Origin of the sequence: Pseudomonas sp. NPDC086581 (assembly GCF_044746165.1) — a bacterium.
Classification (GTDB): domain Bacteria; phylum Pseudomonadota; class Gammaproteobacteria; order Pseudomonadales; family Pseudomonadaceae; genus Pseudomonas.
Genome location: NZ_JBIVBR010000015.1, coordinates 104,712 through 127,842, shown reverse-complemented (window position 1 = coordinate 127,842; position 23,131 = coordinate 104,712). Strand labels below are relative to the sequence as shown.

Here is a 23,131-nt window from a genome sequence, read left to right as displayed (position 1 = left end):
GCTTGCTCGCGAACAGCCCCGCTGCGGAGCCCAGTTCGCGAGCAAGGACTGGGCGTCCCCCTCGGTCCTACAGACATTGCAGACATCTCGCCCTTACTGGAGATAGCACCCCATGAATAACGTTCTCACCTTCAAACGCGGCCAAGTCCCGCTGCTGATCAGCATGCCGCACCCCGGCATCCGCCTGACCCCCGCCGTGGAAGCCGGCCTGGTGGATGAGGCCCGCGAACTGGCCGACACCGACTGGCACATCCCGCGGCTCTACGCCTTCGCCCAGGAGCTGGGCGCCAGCACCCTGGCCGCCAATTACTCGCGCTACGTCATCGACCTGAATCGCCCGGCCGACGACAAGCCGCTCTACAGCACAGCCACCACCGGCCTCTACCCGGACACCCTGTTCGACGGCCGCCCGCTGTTCAAGGACGGCCAGACACCGTCGCCCGAAGAGCGCGCCCGGTACCTCGCGGAAGTCTGGACGCCCTACCACCGTACCCTGGCCGACGAGCTGGCGCGCCTGAAGGCCGAGTTCGGCTACGCGCTGCTGTGGGATGCCCACTCCATCGCCTCGGTGATCCCGCACCTGTTCGACGGCAAGCTGCCGGACTTCAACATCGGCACGAACAGCGGCGCGAGTTGCGATGCGGAACTGGCCGAGCGCCTGGTCGCCGTCTGCGCCGACGCCCCGGCCTACCGGCACATCCTCAACGGCCGCTTCAAGGGCGGGCACATCACCCGTCACTACGGCCAGCCGCAGGACAACGTGCACGCCGTGCAGCTGGAGCTCGCCCAGTGCAACTACATGGATGAGCACGCGCCCTTCGGCTACCGCGAAGACCTCGCCGCACCCACCGCCCAGGTACTGCGCCGGATGCTGGAAACCTTCATCGCCTGGGGCCGCGAGCACTACGGCCGCTGAGTTTTACGCAGCCTCCTGCCGCGCCGGGACTGTCGGCACGGCGCCGCCGGACCACGCATCCCGGTGGCGCTTCCCCTAGTGGCAGGGGCTGTCTTTTTCTCGAAAGGTTGCCCCGCCCCTGAGGTGACTACACCGGCCATCGAGTGCCCTGCTAGCTATCAGTCGGAGCTGACGCAGAACAGCGAAATGGCTGACTGGGTGAACACGTCCCCGGTTGTTCAGATACGGCTTCCTATTGGACAAGGAAGCCACCATGTTCGAGTCATTGCGCGATCTGCTCGACAGCCTCAAGGATGAGTTCCGCCGTAGTCGAGGCGAAACCAAGCCACTCCCGCTGCCTCCCAAACCCCCAGCCGCTTCCAGGCCGACGCAGCCCGTGCCCTCCCGGCCCAACCTACCGCCTGCGGGGCCGGTGGACAGTGCTCTGGCTCCGCTCAAGAACTGGGCCCACCCGCTGGGCGACAAATCCAATCCCCTCGTGCAACTGACCAACCTCGCCAGAGCAGTCGGGGGGTACTACCCGCTGGGCCGTAACGGCCTCTGGCACGGAGGCGTGCATTTCGATGCCGGTACGGCAGGCATTGTGGGCATTGATCAACCCAATGTGCATTGCCTCGCCGATGGCGAAGTCGTTGCCTACCGGATCGACTCGCGATACCCGTTCAATACCTTTTATCTTGCGGATCAGTCCCCTCGTGAGTCGCCCTTCGCCACAGGCTTTGTGCTTGTCCGTCATCGTTTGCAGGCGCCCGCCATCGAGGGCAACGAAAGTGCGCCGCCTGCTCTGACCTTCTACAGCCTCTACATGCATCTACAGAGCTGGGAGGAATACGAGAAAAGCCCTGGGCAGGCGCGACCGGTGTTTTGGAAAGCCGGTACTTATCGCGTCAAAGCCAACGTTGCCGATCCGGGCCCCCTGGGATTGCCGGTCCACAGAACGGATCGGCCACGGAGCGACATACTGACCGTACTGCCCCGAGGCACAGTGGTCACCATCAATGGCCAGCGAGGAATCGTCAAGCTGACCAGCGCGCAAGGCATCGATCTGCCTCGGCTCCACGCATCGAGCAGCACGCTGGGTTATGTGAAGTTTGATGCCCTCGAAGCCTGGGAGGGCGCCTACCGGGTGCGTGACAACGCCATCGGCGAAACTCCCGGCGTCCATCTCAATGTCCAGGCGGATGCCTCCAGAGCCAGCAGCGTCATCGCCACCCTGCCTCGCGGTACAGAAATCGTGATCAGCGGAGAAGGGGACTATCGCAAACTGGAAATGATCCAGCCTGCCGGTACCGGCCAGGACAGTGAAGCCACCAACGATGCCCCAGACGCAGAAGAGAGCGATGCTCCGCTGCCGGATAGCCCGCCCGGCCCACCGCTTGAAGAGAACCCGTGGGACGGAACCGACTTCAAAAGCCCGAGGGGCTATGTGCGCTTCTCCGCTCTGGAACCAATACCGGCCCCGCAACAGTTCGACCGTATCGTCATTCCTGACTCGCCGATTCCCATCAAGGCAGGCCAACTGATCGGCCACATGGGCAGCATCCAGGAGGTCAAAGACGCCAGCCCACATCCCCTGCTGCACCTGGAAGTGTTCAGCGGTGACAGAGTGGACGCTTTCGTCCAAAACTGCCGCGCCTGGGCGTTGAACCTCCCCGCCAGCAGCAGAACGTGGCTGAAGCTGGCCAAAGGCACCCCGGTCATTAAGCATCAGGAAGGCTTCAAGAAGGCAACGCCGCCGACCCTGCAATCCCCAGGAACGCCAAGCGGCCACGATTTGCTGATTCCCCGCAGCCTGCTCGATGGCCTGCGCTCCGAGTGCTGCATTCAGGTGCCCACCACCAATGGCGCCAACGCACTGAACTGGTATCGCCTGGAAGGGCTGCTCAATAGCGCCAACTACACCCCGATTGATGGCTGGGTGTGCGAGGAAGTTGGCGTCACACCCTGGGTCAGCCCCTGGTCGTGGGAAGGCTTCGAGCTGATTTACAACGAATCTGTGCCACGCGAAAGTCTCGCCTACTCCATGCGTGCCGGGAATGAGTTCAATGAGGAGCAACTGAAACGCTATCAGCCGCTGATTGAAATGCAGGAAAAAGACCGGCTGCAAAAACGCCTCTACGACCTCATTCCAGATGGTGACTGCGATGGAAAGATGTCCGCCGAAGAGCTGCGAGCTGGCCTGCGCTTACCCGCCATTGCTCAGGCCATCTCACAATTGATCATTCATTACGAAAGCGAATGGATCGACAACTCAGGGAAGTGGGACTCGCTAGATGAAATGTTAGGGCATAACAATTCAACACCAAACTTCAACTGGGTGGCCAGTAAAGAACGGATGCGCATGTACAGTTGGTGGCGGGAGGTGGCGAAGAGTGTGGGGTTGCGGGAGAGTGGGGAGGTTTATCACTTTCATCCGATTGGATTTATGGGATGGATGGAGTTTAAGAAGGTAAGAGTTACAAAGGAGATGCTAAAGAGAGTCTTTGAAGGCTTGACGGATAGTTCTCGTAAGGATGATCTGCTTCAAGGTATGGCCGACGAACTCAGTGAAAATTCTGAGCGCTATAAGCTAGACACAGTGTTACGGCTTAGCCATTTCTTTGCGCAAGTTAGGCAAGAGGTAGGTGCTACGCTTGAAGTTGAAGAAAATAGCTTCATCTTTAGTGCTCACTATCTGAGGCAGAATTTTAAGTATTTTATTGATCATCCGGCTGAGGCAAATATTTACGGCTATACAAATGTTAAGGCGTCACTCCCGCTAAGCAGGAAGATTGAGCTGGCAAACAGGATGTATTGCAATAAAATTGGAAACGGTGGCGTTGAGTCAGGAGATGGCTGGAAGTATAGAGGTCGTGGGCTAAAACATTTGACTGGAAAAGAAAATTACAGAAAATTCCAACGATATCATCGTGATTTTTGGGGTCAAGATGTTGGGTTTCTAGAGGACCCTGATCTTGTGCACCAAAATCCAATGTACGTACTTCGTTCTGGAGTTTTTTTCTGGCTAGAGAATGGGCTTTATGAACTGGCAGATAATGGGGGAAGTCCCGTCAATGTAGACTCCATAACTGAGAGGGTAAATTTACATACAGACAGCTATGGCGATAGGCGCAAAAATTTCAAAAGGATATTTGCTGATGAGGCTATTTTTAGTGATATTTAGTTTGGCTTTTTTTGTTGTTTCAAATTTAAGCTACGCGGCTGATAGAAAATATGTCGAATTTCCTCACCCCGCAATTCTAGCTGAATTGGATGGAAAGAGAGCTATCGTATTTTTTGTTAAGAATGAATATTCCGAAGCAGTAAATTCTCTAGGAGGAGAGGGGCATGTTCATGCTATAGACGTTTATAGCGTTCCGCAGGGCGGTGGGCCGGTGAGCTATGCTGGTTCTGCTCCGCTCGGAGACATAATTTCAGTTTTCTTTTTTACCACAAAACACGGTGAAAAATATCTTTATGTATTGTCCTCGGAAGATGGGCGGGATAGAGGTTTAGAGGGAAGGGTGTTTAATGCTATAAATTACTCAATGAGTATAATTGATGGGGAGCTTGTTGTTCGTGATTATCCTGGAGATCTCCAGTATTTTGATTTAAGTGGCTGCTTTGATGGCCGAGATTTGAAATCAGGAAAGATGATGCACTGCCCCTTTCATGACGTGCAGACCACTAAGGTTTACTTAAAGAGTTTGGAGCAAGGAGGTGCCTCTTTTCAAGGTCTCGATAGGCCCTAGACAAGGAGGGAGGGGCGGGAGAAAAGGGGGGATTTATTTAAGAATACCAACTCTGACTCGTCTAGCCATCTAACGAAATACTGAAATGGGTGATCGTCAAAAATACAAAGGGAAAGGGTTGATTCAACTGGCGTGGAAAAACATCTATAAATCCTACTCCGGTTACAGTGGTGTTGATTACACCGCTTTCCCATTATTGGTTTCTGAGGATATGCATGCGGCTATAGATGTTTCTTGCTGGTACTGGAGAAATAAGGGGAGTATCTATAAAAAGTACGACGCCAAGGGGGATATAAATATATTGATTGAAAATGAGCCATGTAATGTTGATTTGATTACATTGGCTGTAAATGGTGGGTCAAATGGGTTGGAGGAAAGAAAGAAGATTTTTGCAGAAATAGCGAAAGAGTGGGGGATGAGTTGTGCCTAATAGAAAAGTCAATGTGGCAATTATATTGCTCCTTGTGGGTCTTGCACAGGACGTAGCTGCCTCTCAATTAATAATGGATTCGGAAAATCCATTGTCAATATCTTTTTCTGATAATAATGGAAATAAATCTATCAATATCCCGGAAAAATTTTTCAATGAGACAGATGAGGTATACACGAAGGTTCATTTAGAAAAAATAGACAGCGACGATATCGATGAAGTTGTAATGACTTTGGATGGCGAAACCAATAGTTGCTTCAAGGTCTACAGATATGACAGGGATTCAAATTTGCTTGTGGAGATAAAGTTTAGGAATGGAGATATATGTAACTATAGGAAGGAAGGCAATTACCTTGTGAGCTCATATAGGGCTGGTGCAGCATGGAGGGAGGATATATATTATGAGAATGGGCATGAGTTTCAGCTAAGATACGAAGATGTTTGCATCGGCTGTGGAGAGGTATCAAGGATAGAGTTTGGCTTGGGTGGAGAAGAATCTGAATATTTGGTTACAGATCGAGAGGATTTTAAAGATCGGAATCTGTTGATGTTAGAGGTTTCTTCAAGAAAAGCAAAAATATACAGGGAGTCTGCAGTTCAGTCGGGTTCCAATAAGTATTTAATAAAAGGTGATAGGGTCCAGGTAATGAGGTTTTCTACAGTTGGTGATATAAGGTGGGCTAACATTAAGTAGCTCGGTAAGTCTACTGTCATTGGCTGGTTGCGATGCAGTGATCTAGCGCAATGCAATACACCATAAATAATATTAAATATTTGTGGAGTGCCTGACGGGTACTTCAAGGAACTGACCCCGATACGCTCTACGCGTCATGGGACTAACTCTCTATTCGAAGCGATGCTGCGCCAGTTGCCCCTCGGCATGCCGCACCAGCATTTCCAGCAACAGCGCTTGGGTATGCGGCGGTGTTTCGTCGGCGCGGGTCAGGGCGTAGAGCGTCACCTTTACGGTGGGTGACAGGTTGCGCTGCACCGTCAGGCGTTCGTCCGCGCCCAGGGCGGTGAAGGGATCGACCAGCGCCAGTCCGGTTCCGGCTTCCACCAGCGTGCGCGCCAGGGCGTAGGTCTGCACCGCGATCCGCACGCGTGGTGGTGGTTCGATGTTGGCCAGATGGCCTTCCAGCCGCGCCGACAGCGGGTCGGAGGTGGACAGGCCGATCATCGGTTCACCCGCCAGTTCGGCCAATGTCAGCGGCAGTCCCAGCCGTTCCTCGGGCCAATGCCCGCGCGGCGCCAGGGCCACCAGTGGACCGCTGGCGATGGGCTGCGAGCGCAGGCCGGGGTGGTCGGTCTGTTGCAGGGTCAGGGCGAGGTCGAGTTCGCGCATCAGCAGGTTCTGCACCAGCTCGCGGGAGTGCTGGGTGGTCAGTTCGCAACTGCTCTGCGGGTAGCGGTCGGTCCATTCGCGGATCACTGGCGGTAGCAGCGACAGTGCCATGGCCGGCGTGGCGCCCACGCGCAGGCGGTTCTCCGGCTGGCCGCGCAGGCTCTGCGCGAGGCGCCTTACGCCCTGCAGGCTTTCGCTGACCTTGGCCACTTCGCGCTCCAGCTCCAGCGCCTCGGGCGTGGCCTGCAACTTTCCGCGAACACGGAGAAAGAGCGGGAAGCCCAGATGCTGCTCGGCATGCTGCAGCACCTTGGTCACTGCCGGCTGCGAAACGTGCAGCAACTGCGCGGCGCCGCTGACCGAGCCGGTCTCGCGGATGGCCTGGAACACTTCGATATGGCGCAGGCGCATGTGCCTCTCCCGTTGTGTGGAAACCGCTGCGTATAACGCAAGGTTATGGGTTGCCCATGTTTATTCATTGTTCGCCGCCTGTCACCCGGGCCTAAGGTCGGGGCCAGGATTGAAAGGGCAGTGAGGCGGCAATGGCACAGCGGGTATGCATCATTGGCGCGGGCGTGGTCGGACTGGCCACGGCGCAGGCGCTGGTCTTCGAAGGATTCGATGTCACCGTGCTGGAGGCGCGGGATCAGGCCGGGCTGGAAACCAGCTTCGCCAATGGTGGCCAGCTGTCCTACCGCTATGTCGCGCCGCTGGCCGATGCCGGTGTGCCGCAGCAGGCGCTGGGCTGGCTGCTGCGCGGGGATTCGCCGCTGCGCCTGCGCCCGCGCCTGGACCCGGCGCAATGGCGCTGGTTGCTGGAGTTCACCGCCGCTTGCCGGCGCTCAGTGAACCAGTCCAGCGCGAAACACCTGCTGCGCCTCGCGCTGTTCAGCCAGACCACCCTGGCGCAGTGGCGCGAGGCCGGGCTGGACGGCTTCGACTGGCGGCGCAACGGCAAGCTGGTGGCCTTCCGCGACGAAGGCAGCTTCCGCAGCGCGCGGCAGAACCTGTCCGATCCTTCCGCTCAATTCGTGCTCTCGGCGCAGCAATGCCGCGAGCTGGACCCGGCGCTGGAGCGCGCGCCATTCGTGGGCGGCATCCATACGCCAGATGAGGAGGTCGCCGACTGCTTCCTGTTCTGCCAGCGGCTGGCCGAGCGGCTTCAGGCATCCGGTCGCTGCCGGATTCTCTATGGTCACCCAGCGTCCCGGCTGATCCAGCGCAACGGCGCCGTGGTCGGAGTGGAGGCGGGCGGGGCGGCTGGTGCGGAAAGCTTCGAGGCTGATCACGTGGTACTCGCCGCCGGCTACCGCAGCGCCGCGTTGCTGACGGGCGGGCTGCGCCTGCCGCTCTATCCGCTCAAGGGCTACAGCCTGACCGCGCCGATTCGTGCCGGTGATCAAGCGCCGGATGTGAGCCTCACCGACTACGACCGTAAGGTGGTCTACGCGCGCATCGGCGAGCGCCTGCGTGTTGCCGCCATGGTCGACATCGTCGGCTTCGACCCGAGCCTGGAGCCCAAGCGGCTGGCGCTGATCCGCCAGCAGGCGGCGGACACCCTGCCCGAAGCCTGCGATTACGGCGCCGCCATCGAATGGGCCGGCATGCGCCCGGCAACGCCCACCGGCGTGCCGTTGGTGGGCGCCTGCGGGCCGCGCGGGCTTTGGCTGAATCTCGGTCACGGCGCTCTCGGCTTTACCTTGGCCTGCGGCAGTGCAGAGCTGATCGCCGCGCAGATCAGCGGGCGCAAACCCGGCATCGACACCAGCGGCCTGACGCCCGAACGGCTGGCCGGCTGATTCCATCGGATAGGGAGACACACCATGCAACTCACACGCATCGCCACCAACGATCGCCTTTCCGCCGCTATGGTCTTCGGCTCGCTGGTGTTCCTCTCCGGGCAGGTGCCCGGTCAGGCCAGCGATATCCAGGGCCAGACCCGCGAAGTGTTGGCGAAGATCGACGCACTGTTGGCCGAAGCCGGCACCGGGAAGGCGAACATCCTCAGCGCGACCATCTACCTGAAAGACATCGCCGCGGACTTCGAGGCCATGAACGGCATCTGGTCCGCCTGGCTGCCCGAAGGCTGCGCGCCGACCCGCACCACGGTGCAGGCGCTGCTGGCGCGGCCGTCGGTGCGGGTGGAAATCACCGTGATCGCAGCGCGGCCCTGACTTTCAACCCGACTCTCAACCCGACTTACAACAACAAGAGGGATCGAACCCATGAAACGACTCGCACTGGGAATGCTGGCGGCGTCCAGCCTGGTCTGCGCGCTGGCGCAGGCGAACGAAGCGCTGGATGGCACGCTGAAGAAAGTCGCCGATCGCGGCATGATAACCCTGGGTTATCGCGACGCCTCGGTGCCGTTTTCCTACCTGGGCGACAACAGCGGCCAGCCCATGGGCTACTCGGTGGAGCTGGCCGGCAAGGTGGTCGAGCGCATCAAACAGAAGCTCGACAAGCCGGACCTCAAGGTGAAATACAACCTAGTGACCTCGCAGACGCGCATCCCGCTGGTGCAGAACGGCACGGTCGACTTGGATTGCGGCTCCACCGGCGTCACCGCCGAGCGCCTGAAGCAGGTCGCCTTCTCCTACGGCTTCATCTACGTGAAGGGCCAGTTGCTGACCGCCAAGGACAGCGGCATCCAGGGCTTCGACGATCTCAAGGGCAAGAACGTGGTGACCACCGCCGGCACCACCAACGAGCGCTACCTCAAGGCCTACAACGCCGAGCACAAGCTGGGCATGAACGTGGTCAGCGCCAAGGACCACGGCGAAGCCTTCCTCATGCTGCAGTCCGGCCGCGCCGTGGCCTTCTACATGGACGACGCGCTGCTCTACGGCGAGAAGGCCAAGGCTCGCGATCCGCACCGGTGGGTGGTGGTGGGCGAGCCGCAGTCGCGGGAAATCTACGCCTGCATGGTGCGTAAGGACGACCCGCAGTTCCTCGCCCTGGTCAACCAGACCCTGGCCGACCTGTATTCGTCCGGCGAGATCAAGGGCATCTACCAGCGCTGGTTCGAGCAGCCGATTCCGCCGAAGAACCTCAACCTGGAATTCCCCATGACTGCCGAGCTGCAGGCGATCATCGCCAAGCCCACCAGTGAACCGGTGCAGTAACGCCGCTAGCGTTGCAGGCCGAGGTGGCGGATCAATGGCTGCGCCTCGGCCAGGCGCTCCCAGACGTCGTCGAGCAATTCGGCGGGGTAGTAGGAGGGCAGGCGTGGCAGTTCCTGGCGCGGCACCCATGCGACCTCGCGGATATCGAACTCGTCGCCGCCCAGGCCGCGCAGGTTGTCCAGGCTGACCTGGCCCTCCCAGGTATCCACCCGGTAGAACAACTCCATGTGGAAGCGTCCAGCCAGTGGTTCGGCGAACTCGCGTACGTAAACCAGCGGGCCGACTTCCACCGTCAGGCCGGTTTCCTCGCGGCACTCGCGGCGCACCGTGTCGCGGGTGGAGTCGTCCTTGTCCGACTCGAAGCCGCCGCCGGGCGGAATCCAGTACAGTTCGCCGCCAACCTCGTGGCGCACCAGCAGGATTTCATCGTTGCGCAGCAGCAGGCCGGCGGCGCGGATGCGGTGTTGCAGGGGCGGATTCATTGCCAGTCGAGCCTCGCCAATTTCCATTCGGAGCCGTCGCGCCACCATTCCAGCTTCACGGAGTAGTGCCCGGCGCTGTCGGGGATGAGGTTCTCGGCACCCGTAAGGGCAACCTGCGCGTCAGTATGGCCGCGATTGGCGTAGGTCGGGTCGACCCGGCTCTGGCTACTGAGCAGGATCACCTTGACCTGCTGGTGGCGCAGGAACATCAGCGTCATGGTGCGCTTGGCCCAGTCGCGGTCGAACTCGCCGTTGGCGCGGAAATCGCCGGCCAGCTGATCGATCACGGCCCCGCTATTCTTGGCTTCGAGGTTGTCCTGCAATTGTTTGACGGCGGCGTCCAGTTGCGCACGTGGATCGTCCCGGCCACAGCCGGTCAAGGTGAGCAGCAGCAGGAACAGAGAAAGAAACAACTTCCGTGGCATGGCTCACTAACTCCCTTATGGGTTTTTCGCTGGCCCGAGTATCATGCCCGACACCGTGGGGGCCGAAGACTTTCGATGGAAGTCGCGCCGCGGCAACGCGACTTTCTATTGGGTGGCGACAGGCCCTAGGATGGTTACTGGTCCGGAGCGACCGTACGCACTGATCCAGGAGCGAGCCATGCAAACTTTGTATCCGGAAATCAAGCCTTACGCGCGCCATGAACTGGCCGTCGAGGAGCCGCACGTTCTCTATATAGACGAGAGCGGTACGCCCGACGGATTGCCGGTTCTGTTCATCCATGGCGGCCCAGGCTCCGGTTGCGATGCCATGTCGCGGCGCTTCTTCGATCCGAATATCTACCGCATCGTCACCTTCGACCAGCGCGGCTGCGGCCGCTCCACGCCCTACGCGAGCCTGGAGAACAACACCACCTGGCACCTGGTTAAGGATATCGAGCGCATCCGCGAGCACCTGGGCATCGACAAGTGGGTGCTGTTCGGCGGCTCCTGGGGTTCGACGCTGTCGCTGGCCTATGCCCAGACCCACCCCGAACGCGTGCTGGCGCTGATCGTGCGTGGCATTTTCCTCTGCCGCCCGCAGGAAATCCGCTGGTTCTACCAGGAAGGCGCGAGCCGCCTGTTCCCCGATTACTGGGAGGATTACCTGGCACCGATTCCCGCCGACGAGCACGACGACCTGCTGCACGCCTTCCACCGCCGCCTGACCGGCCCGGACCAGATCGCCCAGATGCACGCTGCCCGCGCCTGGTCCACCTGGGAAGGCCGCACCGCCACGCTGCGACCGAACCCGGCGGTGGTCGAGCGCTTCGCAGACCCGCACCGTTCGCTGTCCATCGCCCGCATCGAGAACCACTACTTCGTCAACGACGGCTTCCTCGAACCCGACCAGTTGCTGCGCGACATGCACAAGATTGCCCACCTGCCGGGCGTGATCGTCCATGGCCGCTACGACGTGGTCTGCCCGCTGGACAACGCCTGGGCGCTGCACAAGGCCTGGCCCAACAGCGAGCTGCAGATCGTCCGCGACGCCGGTCACGTGGCCGGCGAGCCGGGCATCACCGATGCACTGGTGCGCGCCACCAACGAGATCGGCCGGCGCCTGCTGAACCTGCCGCCGGAGGCTGAATGAAGGGACTGATCCAGCGGGTGCGTGGCGCCCGCGTCGAGGTCGACGGCGAAATCGTCGGCGCCATCGACCACGGGCTGCTGGCCCTGGTGGGGGTCGAGCCACAGGATGATGAAGAGTCAGTGAACCGTTTGTTGCACAAGCTGCTTAACTATCGAGTGTTTGGCGACGATGAAGGTAAAATGAACCTTTCACTGAGCGATGTCGGCGGCGGCCTGCTGCTGGTCTCGCAGTTCACCCTGGCCGCGGATACCCGAAAGGGGCTGCGGCCGAGCTTTTCCAGCGCGGCGCCACCTGAAAAGGGCGCCGCGTTGTTCGATCTACTCGTGGAACAGGCGCGAGAGCGTCATCCGCTGGTCGCCACTGGCCGTTTTGGCGCCAACATGCAGGTCCACCTGGTCAATGACGGTCCGGTGACCTTTCTACTGGAGGCTTGAACGCGCGGCAGCTTGTCATATCGCCGTGGGATGATGGTTAGGGCTTATGCACTTAGAACAATGCGCCTCCGGGAGCCCGAAGTACCCGTGGAAAAAATCGGGGAATCATTCAGGCTCACCGGGGTCGGAACTCAATCGCCAGCAGATTGGCATCGCCTTTGCTGGCTTTAATCGTTTTGTGTTCACGGACGAGGGGGACTCGTGATTTTCCGTTCCGTTCAACAACCGCTTTCGCGCCAAATCCTTCGCGGACTGGTCGGCTCCGCCCTGTTGGCGTTGAGCGCTACCCATGCCTGGGCCTTCAATCTCGACGACGTTGGCGAAAAGGCCAAGGCGCTGGCTGCAGAGAAGTACAGCGCACCGACGAGCAACCTGCCATCGGAATTCAGCGAAATGAAGTTCGCCGATTACCAGCAGATTCGCTTCCGTAACGAGAAGGCCTACTGGGCCGACGAGAAGACCCCCTTCAAGATCAGCTTCTATCATCAGGGCATGCACTTCGATACCCCGGTGAAGATCAACGAAGTCACGGCGACCGACGTCAAGGAGATCAAGTACGATCCCTCCCGTTTCGACTTCGGTTCCCTGAAGTTCGACGCCAATGCCACTAAAGACCTGGGCTACGCCGGCTTCCGCCTGCTGTACCCGATCAACTCGCCTGACAAGCAGGACGAGATCGCCACCTTCCTGGGTGCGAGCTACTTCCGCATCATCGGCAAGGACCAGTGGTGGGGCCTGTCCGCCCGTGGCCTGGCGCTGGACACCGCGCTGCCGTCGGGTGAGGAATTCCCGCGCTTCCGCGAGTTCTGGATCGAGAAGCCCAAGCCCAAGGACAAGCACCTGGTGATCTTCGCGCTGCTGGATTCGCCCCGTGCGACCGGCGCGTACCGCTTCACCATCCGTCCGGGCAATGACACCGTGGTCGATGTGAAGGCCCGCGTGTTCCTGCGCGATAAGGTGACCAAGCTGGGCCTGGCGCCGCTGACCAGCATGTTCCTGTTCGGCTCCAACCAGCCTTCGGCGGAGCACAACTTCCGTCCGGAGCTGCATGACTCCACTGGCCTGCAGATCCATGCTGGCAACGACGAGTGGATCTGGCGCCCGCTGAACAACCCGAAACACCTGTCCGTCAGCGCCTACAGCGTCGAGAACCCGCGTGGCTTCGGTCTGCTGCAACGTGGCCGTGAATTCTCCCGCTACGAAGACCTCGACGACCGCTACGACCTGCGTCCTTCCGCCTGGGTCGAACCGCAGGGCGACTGGGGCAAGGGCACCATCGAGCTGGTAGAGATCCCGACTCCGGACGAGACCAACGACAACATCGTTGCCTTCTGGAACCCCGAGAAGCGCCCGGAAGCCGGCGAGCCGCTGGACTTCGCCTACCGCATGCGCTGGACCAAGGACGAGCAGGCCCTGCACGATCCGAAGAACGCCTGGGTCATGCAGACCCTGCGCTCGGTCGGTGACGTGAAGCAGAAGAACCTGATCCGCCAGCCTGATGGCAGCGTCGCCCTGGTCGTCGATTTCGTCGGCCCGACTCTGAAGGCGCTGGCAGGCGATGCCCCGGTGAGCACCCAGGTGAGCACCGACGACAACGCTGAAGTGAAGGAAAACAGCCTGCGCTACAACGCAGTGACCCAGGGCTGGCGTCTGACCCTGCGGATCAAGGTCAAGGATCCGAAGAAGCCGACGGAAATGCGTGCTGCCCTGGTAAACGGTGGCCAGACCATTTCCGAAACCTGGAGCTACCAGCTGCCTGCCGATGAATAACTCCACCGCTACCACCGCGCCGGTGGCCGACTACCTCGCGCACCTGCCCCTTTCGGCGCAGGAGCGTGAGCGGCTGGCCAAGGCCGGTTCCTTCAGCGAGTTGCACGAGCAACTCGCTGGCGATGCCCTGGGTGACGACGCTGCACTGGCTTCGGTTGGTGCGCGTCTGCGCCATGGCTACGGCCAGGATCTCGACGATGCCCAGATGCTGGGCATGGACGACAACGGCCGCACCTACCTCAAGGCCGCGCCGCCGATCCAGCGCACCAAGGTGATCCCCGAACCCTGGCGCACCAACCCGATCATGCGCGGCTGGCGCCGCCTGACGGGGCGCAGCAACCCGGCCAAGCCCGCCCGTGACCTGCCCAAGGCGCGCTGGCAGCGCGTCGGGTCGCTGCGCCGGTTCATCCTGGTCCTGCTCATGCTCGGCCAGACCAGCGTCGCCACCTACTACATGAAAGGCATCCTGCCCTACCAGGGCTGGGCCTTCGTCGATCTCGAAGAGATCAACCGCCAGACCTGGCTGCAGACCCTGGAACAGGTGCTGCCCTATGCCATCCAGTTCGGTGTGCTAGCGCTCTTCGCCATTCTCTTCTGCTGGGTCTCGGCAGGTTTCTGGACCGCCCTGATGGGCTTCTGGGAGCTGCTCACCGGTCGCGACCGCTACCGCATCTCCGGCAGCAGCGCGGGCAGCGAGCCGATCGCCGCCGATGCGCGGACCGCCATCGTCATGCCGATCTGCAACGAGGACGTCCCACGCGTCTTCGCCGGCCTTCGGGCGACCTACGAGTCGGTGGCGGCCAGCGGCGAGCTGGATCGCTTCGACTTCTTCGTGCTCAGCGACACCAACCAGCCCGACATCGCCATGGCCGAAGAAAAGGCCTGGATCGAGCTGTGCAAGGAAGCCCTGGGCTTTGGTCGCATCTTCTACCGCCGCCGCCGCCGCCGGGTGAAGCGCAAGAGCGGCAACATCGACGACTTCTGCCGTCGCTGGGGCGGCCAGTACAAGTACATGGTCGTCATGGACGCCGACAGCGTGATGAGCGGCGATTGCCTGACCAAGCTGGTGCGCCTGATGGAGGCCAACCCCGAGGCTGGCATCATCCAGACCGCGCCCAAGGCGTCGGGCATGGACACCCTCTATGCGCGCATGCAGCAGTTCGCCACCCGCGTCTACGGCCCGCTGTTCACCGCCGGCCTGCACTTCTGGCAGCTGGGCGAATCCCACTACTGGGGACACAACGCGATCATCCGGGTGAAACCCTTCATCGAGCACTGCGCCCTGGCGCCGTTGCCGGGCAAGGGTTCCTTCGCTGGCGCGATTCTCTCCCACGACTTCGTCGAAGCCGCGCTGATGCGCCGCGCCGGCTGGGGCGTGTGGATCGCCTACGACCTGGAGGGCAGCTACGAGGAATTGCCGCCCAACCTGCTGGACGAGCTCAAGCGTGACCGCCGCTGGTGTCACGGCAACCTGATGAACTTCCGCCTGTTCCTGGTCAAGGGCATGCACCCGGTGCACCGCGCGGTGTTCCTCACCGGCGTGATGTCCTACCTGTCGGCGCCGCTGTGGTTCTTCTTCCTGGTGCTGTCCACCGCGCTGCTGGCGGTGCACCAGCTGATGGAGCCGCAGTACTTCCTGGAGCCGCGCCAGCTGTTCCCGATCTGGCCGCAGTGGCACCCGGAAAAGGCCATCGCCCTGTTCTCCACCACCCTGACCCTGCTGTTCCTGCCCAAGCTGCTCAGCGTCATGCTGATCTGGGCCAAGGGCGCCAAGGGCTACGGCGGTGTGATCAAGGTGACCCTGAGCATGCTGCTGGAGATGTTCTTCTCCGTGCTGCTCGCCCCGGTGCGCATGCTCTTCCACACTCGCTTCGTGCTGGCCGCGTTCCTCGGCTGGGAAGCCCAGTGGAAGTCGCCGCAGCGTGACGACGACGATACCCCGTGGAGCGAGGCGATCCGCCGCCACGGCCTGCAGACCTTGCTGGGCCTGTGCTGGGCCTTGCTGGTCGCGTGGCTGAACCCGCGCTTCCTGTGGTGGCTGTCGCCCATCGTCGGCGCCCTGATGCTGTCGATCCCGGTTTCGGTGATCAGCAGCCGGGTCAAGCTGGGCCTGGCCTCGCGCGACGAGAAGCTGTTCCTCATCCCCGAGGAATACGACACTCCCCGCGAGCTGCGCGCCACCGACGAGTACACCTACCAGAATCGCTGGCAGGCTCTGAAGGACGGCTTCGTCCGTTCCGCCGTCGACCCGGTACTGAATGCCCTGGCATGCGCCATGGGCACTGCCCGTCACGGTCAGTCCGCCGCCATCGAAGCGACCCGCACTGCACTGGTCGAGAAGGCGCTGGAAGCCGGCCCCGAGCAGCTCGACGGCAACCGTCGCCTGGCGCTGCTGAGCGACCCGGTGGCGCTGTCGCGCCTGCATCTGGCGCTCTGGCAGGGTGACAAGGAGCAGTGGATCGGCCCTTGGCGGCAATCGCTGAAGGCCGACGCCCATGCCCCGGCGGTGCCCTTGGCGCCGGTCGCGGAGCAGGGCGCCATGGCACTACCCGCCGCGCAATCCTGACCCAGCGCCTCCCTCGTCCCGTCCCGTCCGGGGCGAGGGAGGCGTGGCGGTTTAGCCTGTTTTCCCCACGCACCGCTGCTGGTACCCTTCGCCAGCTATCCAGAAAAGATTGAGATATCCGCCGCATGGGGTACGCTTCGCACCCTTCTGTGCCCGGCATGCCTGGTCGCGCGCGATTCGATCGCTGGAAAAAACAACAAGTTCTTTCACTTGCTTGGGAGTATGGGGATGAAAAAGTACCTGGCATCGCTGGTGATGGGCGTCTGCGCCCTGGTCAGCGTGAGCGCGGCTCAGGCCGGCGCCATCGATGAAGCGGCCAAGCGCGGCACGCTGCGCGTGGGCATGGACCCGACCTACATGCCGTTCGAGATGACCAACAAGCGCGGTCAGATCGTCGGTTTCGAAGTGGACCTGCTCAAGGCCATGGCCAAATCCATGAACGTCAAGCTGGAGCTGGTCTCCACCGCCTATGACGGCATCATCCCGGCCCTGCTTACCGACAAGTTCGACATGATCGGCTCGGGCATGACCCTGACCCAGGAACGCAACCTGCGCCTGAACTTCTCCGATCCCTTCATCGTGGTCGGCCAGACCCTGCTGATCCGCAAGGAACTGCAAGGTGAGATCAAGTCCTACAAGGACCTGAACGACGCGAAATACCGCATCACCTCGAAGATCGGCACCACTGGCGAATTCGTCGCCAAGAAGCAGCTGTCCAAGGCCCAATACCATGGCTTCGACAACGAGCCCGAAGCAGTCATGGACGTGGTCAACGGCAAGGCCGACGCCTTCATCTACGACTCGCCCTACAACGTCGTCGGCGTGAGCAAGTTCGGCGCCGGCAAGCTGGTGCACCTGGATCAGCCGTTCACCTACGAGCCGCTGGCCTTTGGTCTGAAGAAGGGCGACTACGACTCGATCAACTTCATCAACAACTTCCTCAAGCAGATCCGTGAAGACGGCACCTACGATCGCATTCACGACAAGTGGTTCAAGAACACCGACTGGCTCAAGGACATGGAATAATCCGCGTCTGACTCAGATCGACCCGACGCGCAGGCCCCAAGCCTGCGCGTTCGCATTTTCACGGTAGAGATTCGTGGCTAGAACGAAACGCGCAACCTGGCCCTGGCACGGGCTGACCGGACTGATCCTCCTGCTGATCGGCCTGGCCCTCTGGTACTCCACTTCGCTGATTTCCTACGAGTGGCGCTGGAACCGCGTCCCGCAGTACTTCGCCTACCAGGCCGAAGAACCGCAGCGTGCGGACAGCATCTCGCGGGTGGAAAAGATCGAGGATCAGGGCGACAAGGCCCGCGTCACCCTGGTGGACGACGACGGCAAGCAACAGGTGCTCACCGTGGCCGCCGACAGTCTGCAGTTCGCCGAGAACGACGACGTCGCCGAGGGCGATGTGGTCGGCGCGACCCGTTACTGGGCCGCCGGTCCGCTGGCCTGGGGCCTGTGGACCACGGTCTGGATTTCCTTCGTTTCTGGCGCGCTGGGCCTGTTCATCGGCCTGTTCACCGGTCTCTGCCGCCTGTCGAAGAACCCGACCCTGCACGACCTCTCGACCCTCTACGTCGAACTGGTGCGCGGCACGCCGCTGCTGGTACAGATTTTCATCTTCTACTTCTTCATCGGCACCGTGCTGAACCTGTCCCGCGAGTTCGCCGGGGTGGCCGCGCTGGCACTGTTCACCGGCGCCTACGTCGCTGAGATCGTCCGCGCCGGCGTGCAGTCCATCGCCCGTGGTCAGGACGAAGCCGCGCGCTCCCTGGGTCTGAACGCTGCGCAGTCGATGCGCCACGTGATCCTGCCGCAGGCCTTCAAGCGCGTGCTGCCGCCGCTGGCCGGGCAGTTCATCAGCCTGGTCAAGGACACTTCCCTGGTCTCGGTGATCGCCATCACCGAGCTGACCAAGAGCGGCCGCGAGGCGATTACCACCTCGTTCTCCACCTTCGAGATCTGGTTCTGCGTCGCCGCGCTCTATCTCGTGATCAACCTGCCGCTGTCGCATCTGGCGGGGCGCCTGGAGCGGAGGCTCGGCCAAAGTGATTGAAGTGCGTAACCTGACCAAGGTCTTCGACACTCGCGGGCAGGTCGTGCGCGCGGTGGATGACGTCACCACCGGCGTGGCCAAGGGCGAAGTGGTGGTGGTGATCGGGCCGTCCGGTTCGGGCAAGTCCACCTTCCTGCGCTGCCTCAACGGCCTGGAAGAGTTCGACTCCGGCTCGGTGAGCATCGACGGCGTCGACCTTGCCAACCCGAAGACCGACATCAACGCCTACCGCCGCGAAGTCGGCATGGTGTTCCAGCACTTCAACCTGTTCCCGCACATGACCGTGCTGGAGAATCTGTGCCTGGCGCAGAAAGTCGTGCGCAAGCGCGGCAAGGCCGAGCGCGAGGCCAAGGCCCGTGCGTTGCTGGACAAGGTCGGCATCGGCCAGAAGGCCAACGAGTACCCGTCGCGGCTCTCTGGCGGCCAGCAGCAGCGTGTGGCGATTGCCCGTGCGCTGTGCATGGAGCCGAAGGTGATGCTGTTCGATGAACCCACCTCAGCGCTCGACCCGGAGATGGTCGGCGAGGTGCTGGACGTGATGAAGACCCTAGCGCTGGAAGGCATGACCATGGTCTGCGTGACTCACGAGATGGGCTTCGCCCGTGAAGTGGCGGACCGCGTGCTGTTCTTCGATCACGGCAAGCTGTTGGAAGACGCCGCTCCGGCGGAATTCTTCGCCCAGCCCAAGGATGCGCGCGCGCAGAGCTTCCTGCGGCAGGTACTGTGAGTTTCATGCACTGCTCAAAAAGCCGCCTTCGGGCGGCTTTTTTGTGCCTGCCCGGAGGGGAAGTCTGTTCTCTGTGATCAGCCGCTGGCACCCGTAGGGTGAATAATCCGGAACGGGTTATCCGCCAGGGCGGCGCATAGCGCCGTAGGCGTTATGCGCCCTACGCGGGCAGGTGAGGTGCAGGGCTTTTGTAGGATCACAGGGTGTATCGGCGACAAATCGCGGGCAAAAAGAAACCGCCCCGGAGGGCGGTTTCTTCTACAGCATCACTCGCGGTTGCGGGTCAGCAGCGCGGGACGCTCGGTCTTGCGGCGCGGTTCCAGTTCTTCCAACTGCTCCGGCGTCGGGAAGCGGTCGGTGCGAACCAGGTCGCGCTTGTTGATCACTACCGGCTGGCGGGTCGGCTTGGCGGCGCCGTACTCGCTCGGCTCGCGCAGCGGGGCGTCGTTCATGCGCGAAGCCGGAGCCTTGCCGCCACGCTTGCGCTGGCCTTGCCCCTGCCCCTGTTTGCCCTGGCCGTTGCCGCCCTGGCCTTGTCCACGACCGCCGGCGCCAGGCTTCTTGGCAGCACGGCCCTGGCCTTGTCCTTGACCTTGGCCCTGGCTGCGGCCTTGACCGCTTCCACCCTGGCCGCCGCCCTGACCACCCTGGCCGCGGGCGCGTTGCTGACCCTGGTTCTGGCCCTGACCTGCGCCTTGCCCCTGACCGCCACGGCGGCGCTGGCCGCGTTGCTGGTCCTTGTCCGGGAACGGGCTGACGTAGTCGGCGCGGTTGCCGAAGTTGTCGAAGTCGTCGTCGAGGAATTCTTCCGGGTCGCGGTTGCCGTCGGCTTTCGGTGCGCGAGCCGGCTTGGCCTGCTGCTGACGTCCCTGGCCCTGCTGGTCTTGCTGCTGGCGGGGCTGGCGCGGTTGACGGGGTTCGCGCGGCTCACGAGCCTGAGTGTTGGCGTTTGGTTGAGCGTCGCCGCCCTGGCCGTCGCCCTTCTTCTTGCCGCGACCGCCGCGACGGCGGCGCTTGCCGGCGGGTTTGTCGCCGTCGGCGGCTTCGCCTTCAGCGGCGGGGGCGGCGTGCTGTTGTTCTTCGCCCTGGGCCTGCTGCGGCTTGTCCTTGTTGCGGTCCTTGCGCTCGCCGCGCTTGGCCTTGTCCTTGCGCGGCTGGCGCTGCGGGGCTTCCTTCGGCTCGGGCTGCTGGACTTCCGGCAGCACGGTATCAGGGTCGAAGCCCTGCATGTCGCCATCGGGGATGCGCTGCTTGGTCAGGCGCTCGATGGCCTTGAGCAGCTTGTCCTCGTCCGGCGCCACCAGCGAGATGGCTTCACCGGTACGACCGGCGCGGCCGGTACGGCCGATGCGGTGAACGTAGTCTTCCTCGACGTTGGGCAGCTCGTAGTTGACCACGTGGGGCAACTGGTCGATGTCCAGGCCGCGGGCGGCGATGTCGGTGGCGACCAGGATGCGCACGTCGTTGGCCTTGAAGTCGGCCAGCGCCTTGGTGCGCGCGTTCTGGCTCTTGTTGCCGTGGATCGCGGCGGCCGGCAGGCCGTGCTTGGTCAGGTACTCGGCCAGGCGGTTGGCGCCGTGCTTGGTGCGGGTGAACACCAGCACCTGTTCCCAGGCGCCCATGGTCACCAGGTGCGCCAGCAGCGCGCGCTTCTGTACCGACGGAATGCGGAACACACGCTGCTCGATACGCTCGACGGTGGTGTTCGGCGGGGTGACCTCAATGCGCTCCGGGTTGTGCAGGAGCTTGTTGGTGAGGTCGATGATGTCTTTGGAGAAGGTCGCCGAGAACAGCAGGTTCTGGCGCTTGGCCGGAAGCTTGGCGAGGACCTTCTTCACGTCGTGGATGAAGCCCATGTCGAGCATGCGGTCGGCTTCGTCGAGGACGAGGATTTCCACGCGGGACAGATCGACGCTGCCCTGGCCGATCAGGTCGAGCAGCCGGCCGGGGCAGGCGACCAGGACGTCGACGCCCTTGGACATGGCCTGCACCTGAGGATTCATGCCGACGCCGCCGAAGATGCAGGCGCTTTTCAGGGGCAGGTCACGGGCGTAGACCTTGAAGCTGTCGTGCACCTGGGCAGCCAGCTCACGGGTCGGGGTCAGTACCAGGACGCGGGCCTGGCGCGGGCCGTGGCGGTGCTCGCGGTCCGGGTGGCCTTCGGGGAACAGGCGTTCGAGTACCGGGAGGGCAAAGCCGCCGGTCTTGCCGGTGCCGGTCTGGGCGGCAACCATGAGGTCGCGGCCTTGCAGTACGGCGGGGATGGCGCGTTCCTGAACGGGAGTGGGGCGCGCGTAGCCGGCGGCTTCAACGGCGCCAGCCAGGGCCTCGGAGAGACCGAGGGAAGTAAAGGACATGCGGGGTTCCTGTAGGCCGGCGACCTGCCGGCTCGAGGGCGCGTGATTTCAGGCTCGGGGCGAGCGCTCAGCCGATGGCTGGAAGCACCCCGTCCACGATACGCCGGCGTTGCGCTGGCCGGGATCGCGGACGGTAAGCCCGGAGCAATGATCCTCAGCGGGGGAGCTTGAGGTTGTTCCAGAGCGCCAGGCTGGGTTCAGCCTGGTTCAGGGTGTAGAAATGCAGACCGGGTGCGCCGCCTTCGAGGAGGCGTTCGCACATGTCGGTGATGACCTGCTCACCAAAGGCCTGGATGCTGGCGATGTCGTCGCCGTAGGCTTCCAGCTGCTTGCGAATCCAACGGGGGATTTCCGCGCCACAGGCGTCGGAGAAGCGGGCCAGTTTGGTGTAGTTGGTGATCGGCATGATACCCGGTACGACCGGAATGCTGACACCGAGTTTCTCCGCACGCTCGACAAAATGGAAGTAGCTGTCGGCGTTGAAGAAGTATTGTGTGATGGCAGAGTCGGCGCCGGCTTTGACCTTGCGCACGAAATTCGCCAAATCATCCTCGAAATTGCGCGCCTGCGGGTGAACTTCCGGATAGGCGGCAACTTCGATGTGGAAGTGATCGCCGGTTTCGGCGCGGATGAATTCCACCAGTTCGTTGGCGTAGCGCAGCTCGCCGCTGGCCATGCCCATGCCCGAGGGCAGGTCGCCGCGCAGGGCGACGATGCGACGGATGCCGGCATCCTTGTAGTGGGCCAGCAGGGCACGCAGCTCGGGCTTGGTGTCGCCGACGCAGGACAGGTGCGGTGCGGTCGGCACCTTCACTTCGCCATCCAGCTGCAGCACGGTGGTCAGGGTACGGTCGCGGGTGGAGCCGCCGGCACCATAGGTGCAGGAGAAGAAGTCGGGCTTTTTCGCGGCCAGCTGGCTTGCGGTGGCCAGCAGTTTTTCATGGCCGGCTTCGGTCTTGGCGGGGAAGAACTCGAAGCTGAAACGGCGTTCTTTCTGACTCATGGTCGTTCCTTCGGCGCCCCGTCATCGCGTGGCTGCCGGCATGTGCCGTCGACTTCAGAAGTAACGGCGGTAGTTGTCTATCTTCGTGCGCAGTCGCTCGGCGCTGGGCTCGTGCGCATGGCCGAGGACGGCCAGGATGCGCTGCGACTGAACATGGTATTCGGCGATCTTGCTCCGCGCCCAGGTCGAGGGTGGCGGCTGCAGGTTGGTGATCCGGTCGCACAGCTTGACGATCGCATACTGCGGCGCGCCGGTCGCCAGCCTTTCGAGGTAGATGTCGAATGGCAGTTTCTCGCCATTCACCATCTTGCTCAGGCGCTGGGCGCCGTCGGCGACGAACTCGCCGAAACGCGTCTGCAGTTCCTCGAAGGGCACCGGGGTGTCTTCGAGCACGTCGTGCAGCAGGGCGATCTGGACGGTTTCCGCCAGGCGCTGGATGGGCGCTTCGCGGTCGGCCGCCATCACTTCATTGGCTACCATCGCCAGGTGGACTGCGTAGGGCAGCGACGAGGCGGTCAGCGTCTGCCCGGCGTGAGCGCCGGTGGCGAAGAGCCAGGCCTGGTTGTAGCTGTCCTGCAGATCCATGGGGCACCAGATGGCAAAGAGGG

At 62.1% G+C, this 23,131-nt stretch carries 21 protein-coding genes; 15 read left to right on the top strand and 6 right to left on the bottom strand.

Annotated features, from left to right (window positions below; translation table 11 throughout):
- The first annotated feature begins 112 nt into the window (after positions 1-112).
- The 5 genes from hutG to ACIPK7_RS26120 all read left to right on the top strand — a co-directional run bounded on the left by hutG (position 113) and on the right by ACIPK7_RS26120 (position 5,771).
- Positions 113-916 carry an N-formylglutamate deformylase gene (hutG, locus tag ACIPK7_RS26140; RefSeq protein ID WP_401091126.1) on the top strand — a complete coding sequence of 268 codons (804 nt, stop codon included), beginning with the start codon at positions 113-115 and terminating at the stop codon, positions 914-916.
- Positions 917-1,169: 253 nt separating this feature from the next.
- Positions 1,170-4,079, top strand: a complete 2,910-nt coding sequence (locus ACIPK7_RS26135) for a hypothetical protein (RefSeq protein WP_401091125.1) — start codon at positions 1,170-1,172, stop codon at positions 4,077-4,079.
- Positions 4,054-4,647, top strand: coding sequence for a hypothetical protein (locus ACIPK7_RS26130; RefSeq protein ID WP_401091124.1), 594 nt, complete (start codon positions 4,054-4,056; stop codon positions 4,645-4,647). Before ACIPK7_RS26135 ends, ACIPK7_RS26130 begins: the two co-directional genes overlap by 26 nt.
- 85 nt (positions 4,648-4,732) lie before the next feature.
- Entirely contained in the window at positions 4,733-5,077 is a 345-nt protein-coding gene (locus tag ACIPK7_RS26125; RefSeq protein WP_401091122.1) for a hypothetical protein, read from the top strand.
- A gap of 13 nt (positions 5,078-5,090) precedes the next feature.
- Complete coding sequence (locus ACIPK7_RS26120; RefSeq protein ID WP_401091120.1) at positions 5,091-5,771, top strand: hypothetical protein; 681 nt, start codon at positions 5,091-5,093, stop codon at positions 5,769-5,771.
- A 150-nt stretch (positions 5,772-5,921) separates the two neighbouring features.
- Here the strand turns inward: ACIPK7_RS26120 and ACIPK7_RS26115 are convergent, their stop codons facing one another.
- The gene (locus tag ACIPK7_RS26115; protein ID WP_401091118.1) at positions 5,922-6,833 is read right to left on the bottom strand and encodes a LysR family transcriptional regulator; all 912 of its coding nucleotides are present in this window, start codon (positions 6,831-6,833) and stop codon (positions 5,922-5,924) included.
- A gap of 131 nt (positions 6,834-6,964) precedes the next feature.
- Here ACIPK7_RS26115 and ACIPK7_RS26110 point away from each other — a divergent pair, with 131 nt between their 5' ends.
- Genes ACIPK7_RS26110 through ACIPK7_RS26100 form a run of 3 tightly spaced genes read left to right on the top strand, consistent with a single transcriptional unit; the run spans position 6,965 to position 9,547 of the window.
- A complete protein-coding gene (locus ACIPK7_RS26110; RefSeq protein ID WP_401091116.1) occupies positions 6,965-8,221 on the top strand; it encodes a D-amino acid dehydrogenase in 1,257 nt (418 codons plus the stop codon).
- A gap of 24 nt (positions 8,222-8,245) precedes the next feature.
- Entirely contained in the window at positions 8,246-8,596 is a 351-nt protein-coding gene (locus ACIPK7_RS26105; RefSeq protein ID WP_401091114.1) for a RidA family protein, read from the top strand.
- A gap of 51 nt (positions 8,597-8,647) precedes the next feature.
- Positions 8,648-9,547, top strand: coding sequence for a transporter substrate-binding domain-containing protein (locus tag ACIPK7_RS26100; RefSeq protein ID WP_401091112.1), 900 nt, complete (start codon positions 8,648-8,650; stop codon positions 9,545-9,547).
- A gap of 5 nt (positions 9,548-9,552) precedes the next feature.
- Here the strand turns inward: ACIPK7_RS26100 and ACIPK7_RS26095 are convergent, their stop codons facing one another.
- Together ACIPK7_RS26095 and ACIPK7_RS26090 are read right to left on the bottom strand one after the other, a co-directional pair.
- Positions 9,553-10,029 carry an NUDIX domain-containing protein gene (locus ACIPK7_RS26095; protein WP_401091110.1) on the bottom strand — a complete coding sequence of 159 codons (477 nt, stop codon included), beginning with the start codon at positions 10,027-10,029 and terminating at the stop codon, positions 9,553-9,555.
- Positions 10,026-10,454, bottom strand: coding sequence for a hypothetical protein (locus ACIPK7_RS26090; protein WP_401091108.1), 429 nt, complete (start codon positions 10,452-10,454; stop codon positions 10,026-10,028). The genes ACIPK7_RS26095 and ACIPK7_RS26090 overlap by 4 nt, the downstream gene beginning before the upstream one ends.
- A 178-nt stretch (positions 10,455-10,632) precedes the next feature.
- Between ACIPK7_RS26090 and pip the strand changes: the two genes are divergently transcribed.
- From pip to ACIPK7_RS26055, 7 genes are all read left to right on the top strand, one after another.
- Positions 10,633-11,604: a prolyl aminopeptidase gene (gene pip / locus ACIPK7_RS26085; protein ID WP_192435907.1), complete on the top strand. Its 972-nt coding sequence runs from the start codon at positions 10,633-10,635 to the stop codon at positions 11,602-11,604.
- A complete protein-coding gene (dtd, locus tag ACIPK7_RS26080) occupies positions 11,601-12,038 on the top strand; it encodes a D-aminoacyl-tRNA deacylase (RefSeq protein ID WP_081515381.1) in 438 nt (145 codons plus the stop codon). Before pip ends, dtd begins: the two co-directional genes overlap by 4 nt.
- Before the next feature lie 201 nt (positions 12,039-12,239).
- Positions 12,240-13,808 (top strand): glucan biosynthesis protein G, encoded by a 1,569-nt coding sequence (locus ACIPK7_RS26075; RefSeq protein ID WP_401091106.1) that lies wholly within the window; start codon positions 12,240-12,242, stop codon positions 13,806-13,808.
- On the top strand, positions 13,801-16,374 hold the full coding sequence (mdoH, locus tag ACIPK7_RS26070) for a glucans biosynthesis glucosyltransferase MdoH (protein ID WP_401091104.1): 2,574 nt from the start codon (positions 13,801-13,803) through the stop codon (positions 16,372-16,374). Before ACIPK7_RS26075 ends, mdoH begins: the two co-directional genes overlap by 8 nt.
- 228 nt (positions 16,375-16,602) lie before the next feature.
- Positions 16,603-17,400 carry a transporter substrate-binding domain-containing protein gene (locus ACIPK7_RS26065; RefSeq protein ID WP_192435910.1) on the top strand — a complete coding sequence of 266 codons (798 nt, stop codon included), beginning with the start codon at positions 16,603-16,605 and terminating at the stop codon, positions 17,398-17,400.
- A gap of 73 nt (positions 17,401-17,473) precedes the next feature.
- Complete coding sequence (locus ACIPK7_RS26060) at positions 17,474-18,436, top strand: amino acid ABC transporter permease (RefSeq protein WP_401091101.1); 963 nt, start codon at positions 17,474-17,476, stop codon at positions 18,434-18,436.
- Entirely contained in the window at positions 18,429-19,163 is a 735-nt protein-coding gene (locus ACIPK7_RS26055) for an amino acid ABC transporter ATP-binding protein (protein ID WP_401091099.1), read from the top strand. Before ACIPK7_RS26060 ends, ACIPK7_RS26055 begins: the two co-directional genes overlap by 8 nt.
- 266 nt (positions 19,164-19,429) lie before the next feature.
- On the opposite strand, the gene ACIPK7_RS26050 is transcribed toward ACIPK7_RS26055, so the two are convergent.
- From ACIPK7_RS26050 to ACIPK7_RS26040, 3 genes are all read right to left on the bottom strand, one after another.
- A complete protein-coding gene (locus tag ACIPK7_RS26050; RefSeq protein WP_401091097.1) occupies positions 19,430-21,520 on the bottom strand; it encodes a DEAD/DEAH box helicase in 2,091 nt (696 codons plus the stop codon).
- Between the two features lie 154 nt (positions 21,521-21,674).
- Positions 21,675-22,523: a methylenetetrahydrofolate reductase [NAD(P)H] gene (metF, locus tag ACIPK7_RS26045; RefSeq protein WP_081515389.1), complete on the bottom strand. Its 849-nt coding sequence runs from the start codon at positions 22,521-22,523 to the stop codon at positions 21,675-21,677.
- A 54-nt stretch (positions 22,524-22,577) separates the two neighbouring features.
- Complete coding sequence (locus ACIPK7_RS26040) at positions 22,578-23,108, bottom strand: HD domain-containing protein (RefSeq protein WP_401091095.1); 531 nt, start codon at positions 23,106-23,108, stop codon at positions 22,578-22,580.
- Positions 23,109-23,131 lie beyond the last annotated feature (23 nt).

Excerpts from the sequence above, each read along its gene's own strand:
- ACIPK7_RS26115 (WP_401091118.1), bottom strand. The coding sequence starts at position 6,833 with ATGCGCCTGCGCCATATCGAAGTGTTCCAGGCCATCCGCGAGACCGGC.
- dtd (WP_081515381.1), top strand. The coding sequence starts at position 11,601 with ATGAAGGGACTGATCCAGCGGGTGCGTGGCGCCCGCGTCGAGGTCGAC.
- ACIPK7_RS26090 (WP_401091108.1), bottom strand. The coding sequence starts at position 10,454 with ATGCCACGGAAGTTGTTTCTTTCTCTGTTCCTGCTGCTGCTCACCTTG.
- mdoH (WP_401091104.1), top strand. The coding sequence starts at position 13,801 with ATGAATAACTCCACCGCTACCACCGCGCCGGTGGCCGACTACCTCGCG.
- ACIPK7_RS26040 (WP_401091095.1), bottom strand. The coding sequence starts at position 23,108 with ATGGATCTGCAGGACAGCTACAACCAGGCCTGGCTCTTCGCCACCGGC.
- ACIPK7_RS26110 (WP_401091116.1), top strand. The coding sequence starts at position 6,965 with ATGGCACAGCGGGTATGCATCATTGGCGCGGGCGTGGTCGGACTGGCC.
- metF (WP_081515389.1), bottom strand. The coding sequence starts at position 22,523 with ATGAGTCAGAAAGAACGCCGTTTCAGCTTCGAGTTCTTCCCCGCCAAG.
- hutG (WP_401091126.1), top strand. The coding sequence starts at position 113 with ATGAATAACGTTCTCACCTTCAAACGCGGCCAAGTCCCGCTGCTGATC.
- ACIPK7_RS26125 (WP_401091122.1), top strand. The coding sequence starts at position 4,733 with ATGGGTGATCGTCAAAAATACAAAGGGAAAGGGTTGATTCAACTGGCG.
- ACIPK7_RS26130 (WP_401091124.1), top strand. The coding sequence starts at position 4,054 with ATGAGGCTATTTTTAGTGATATTTAGTTTGGCTTTTTTTGTTGTTTCA.
- ACIPK7_RS26100 (WP_401091112.1), top strand. The coding sequence starts at position 8,648 with ATGAAACGACTCGCACTGGGAATGCTGGCGGCGTCCAGCCTGGTCTGC.
- ACIPK7_RS26135 (WP_401091125.1), top strand. The coding sequence starts at position 1,170 with ATGTTCGAGTCATTGCGCGATCTGCTCGACAGCCTCAAGGATGAGTTC.
- ACIPK7_RS26065 (WP_192435910.1), top strand. The coding sequence starts at position 16,603 with ATGAAAAAGTACCTGGCATCGCTGGTGATGGGCGTCTGCGCCCTGGTC.
- ACIPK7_RS26095 (WP_401091110.1), bottom strand. The coding sequence starts at position 10,029 with ATGAATCCGCCCCTGCAACACCGCATCCGCGCCGCCGGCCTGCTGCTG.
- pip (WP_192435907.1), top strand. The coding sequence starts at position 10,633 with ATGCAAACTTTGTATCCGGAAATCAAGCCTTACGCGCGCCATGAACTG.
- ACIPK7_RS26050 (WP_401091097.1), bottom strand. The coding sequence starts at position 21,520 with ATGTCCTTTACTTCCCTCGGTCTCTCCGAGGCCCTGGCTGGCGCCGTT.
- ACIPK7_RS26105 (WP_401091114.1), top strand. The coding sequence starts at position 8,246 with ATGCAACTCACACGCATCGCCACCAACGATCGCCTTTCCGCCGCTATG.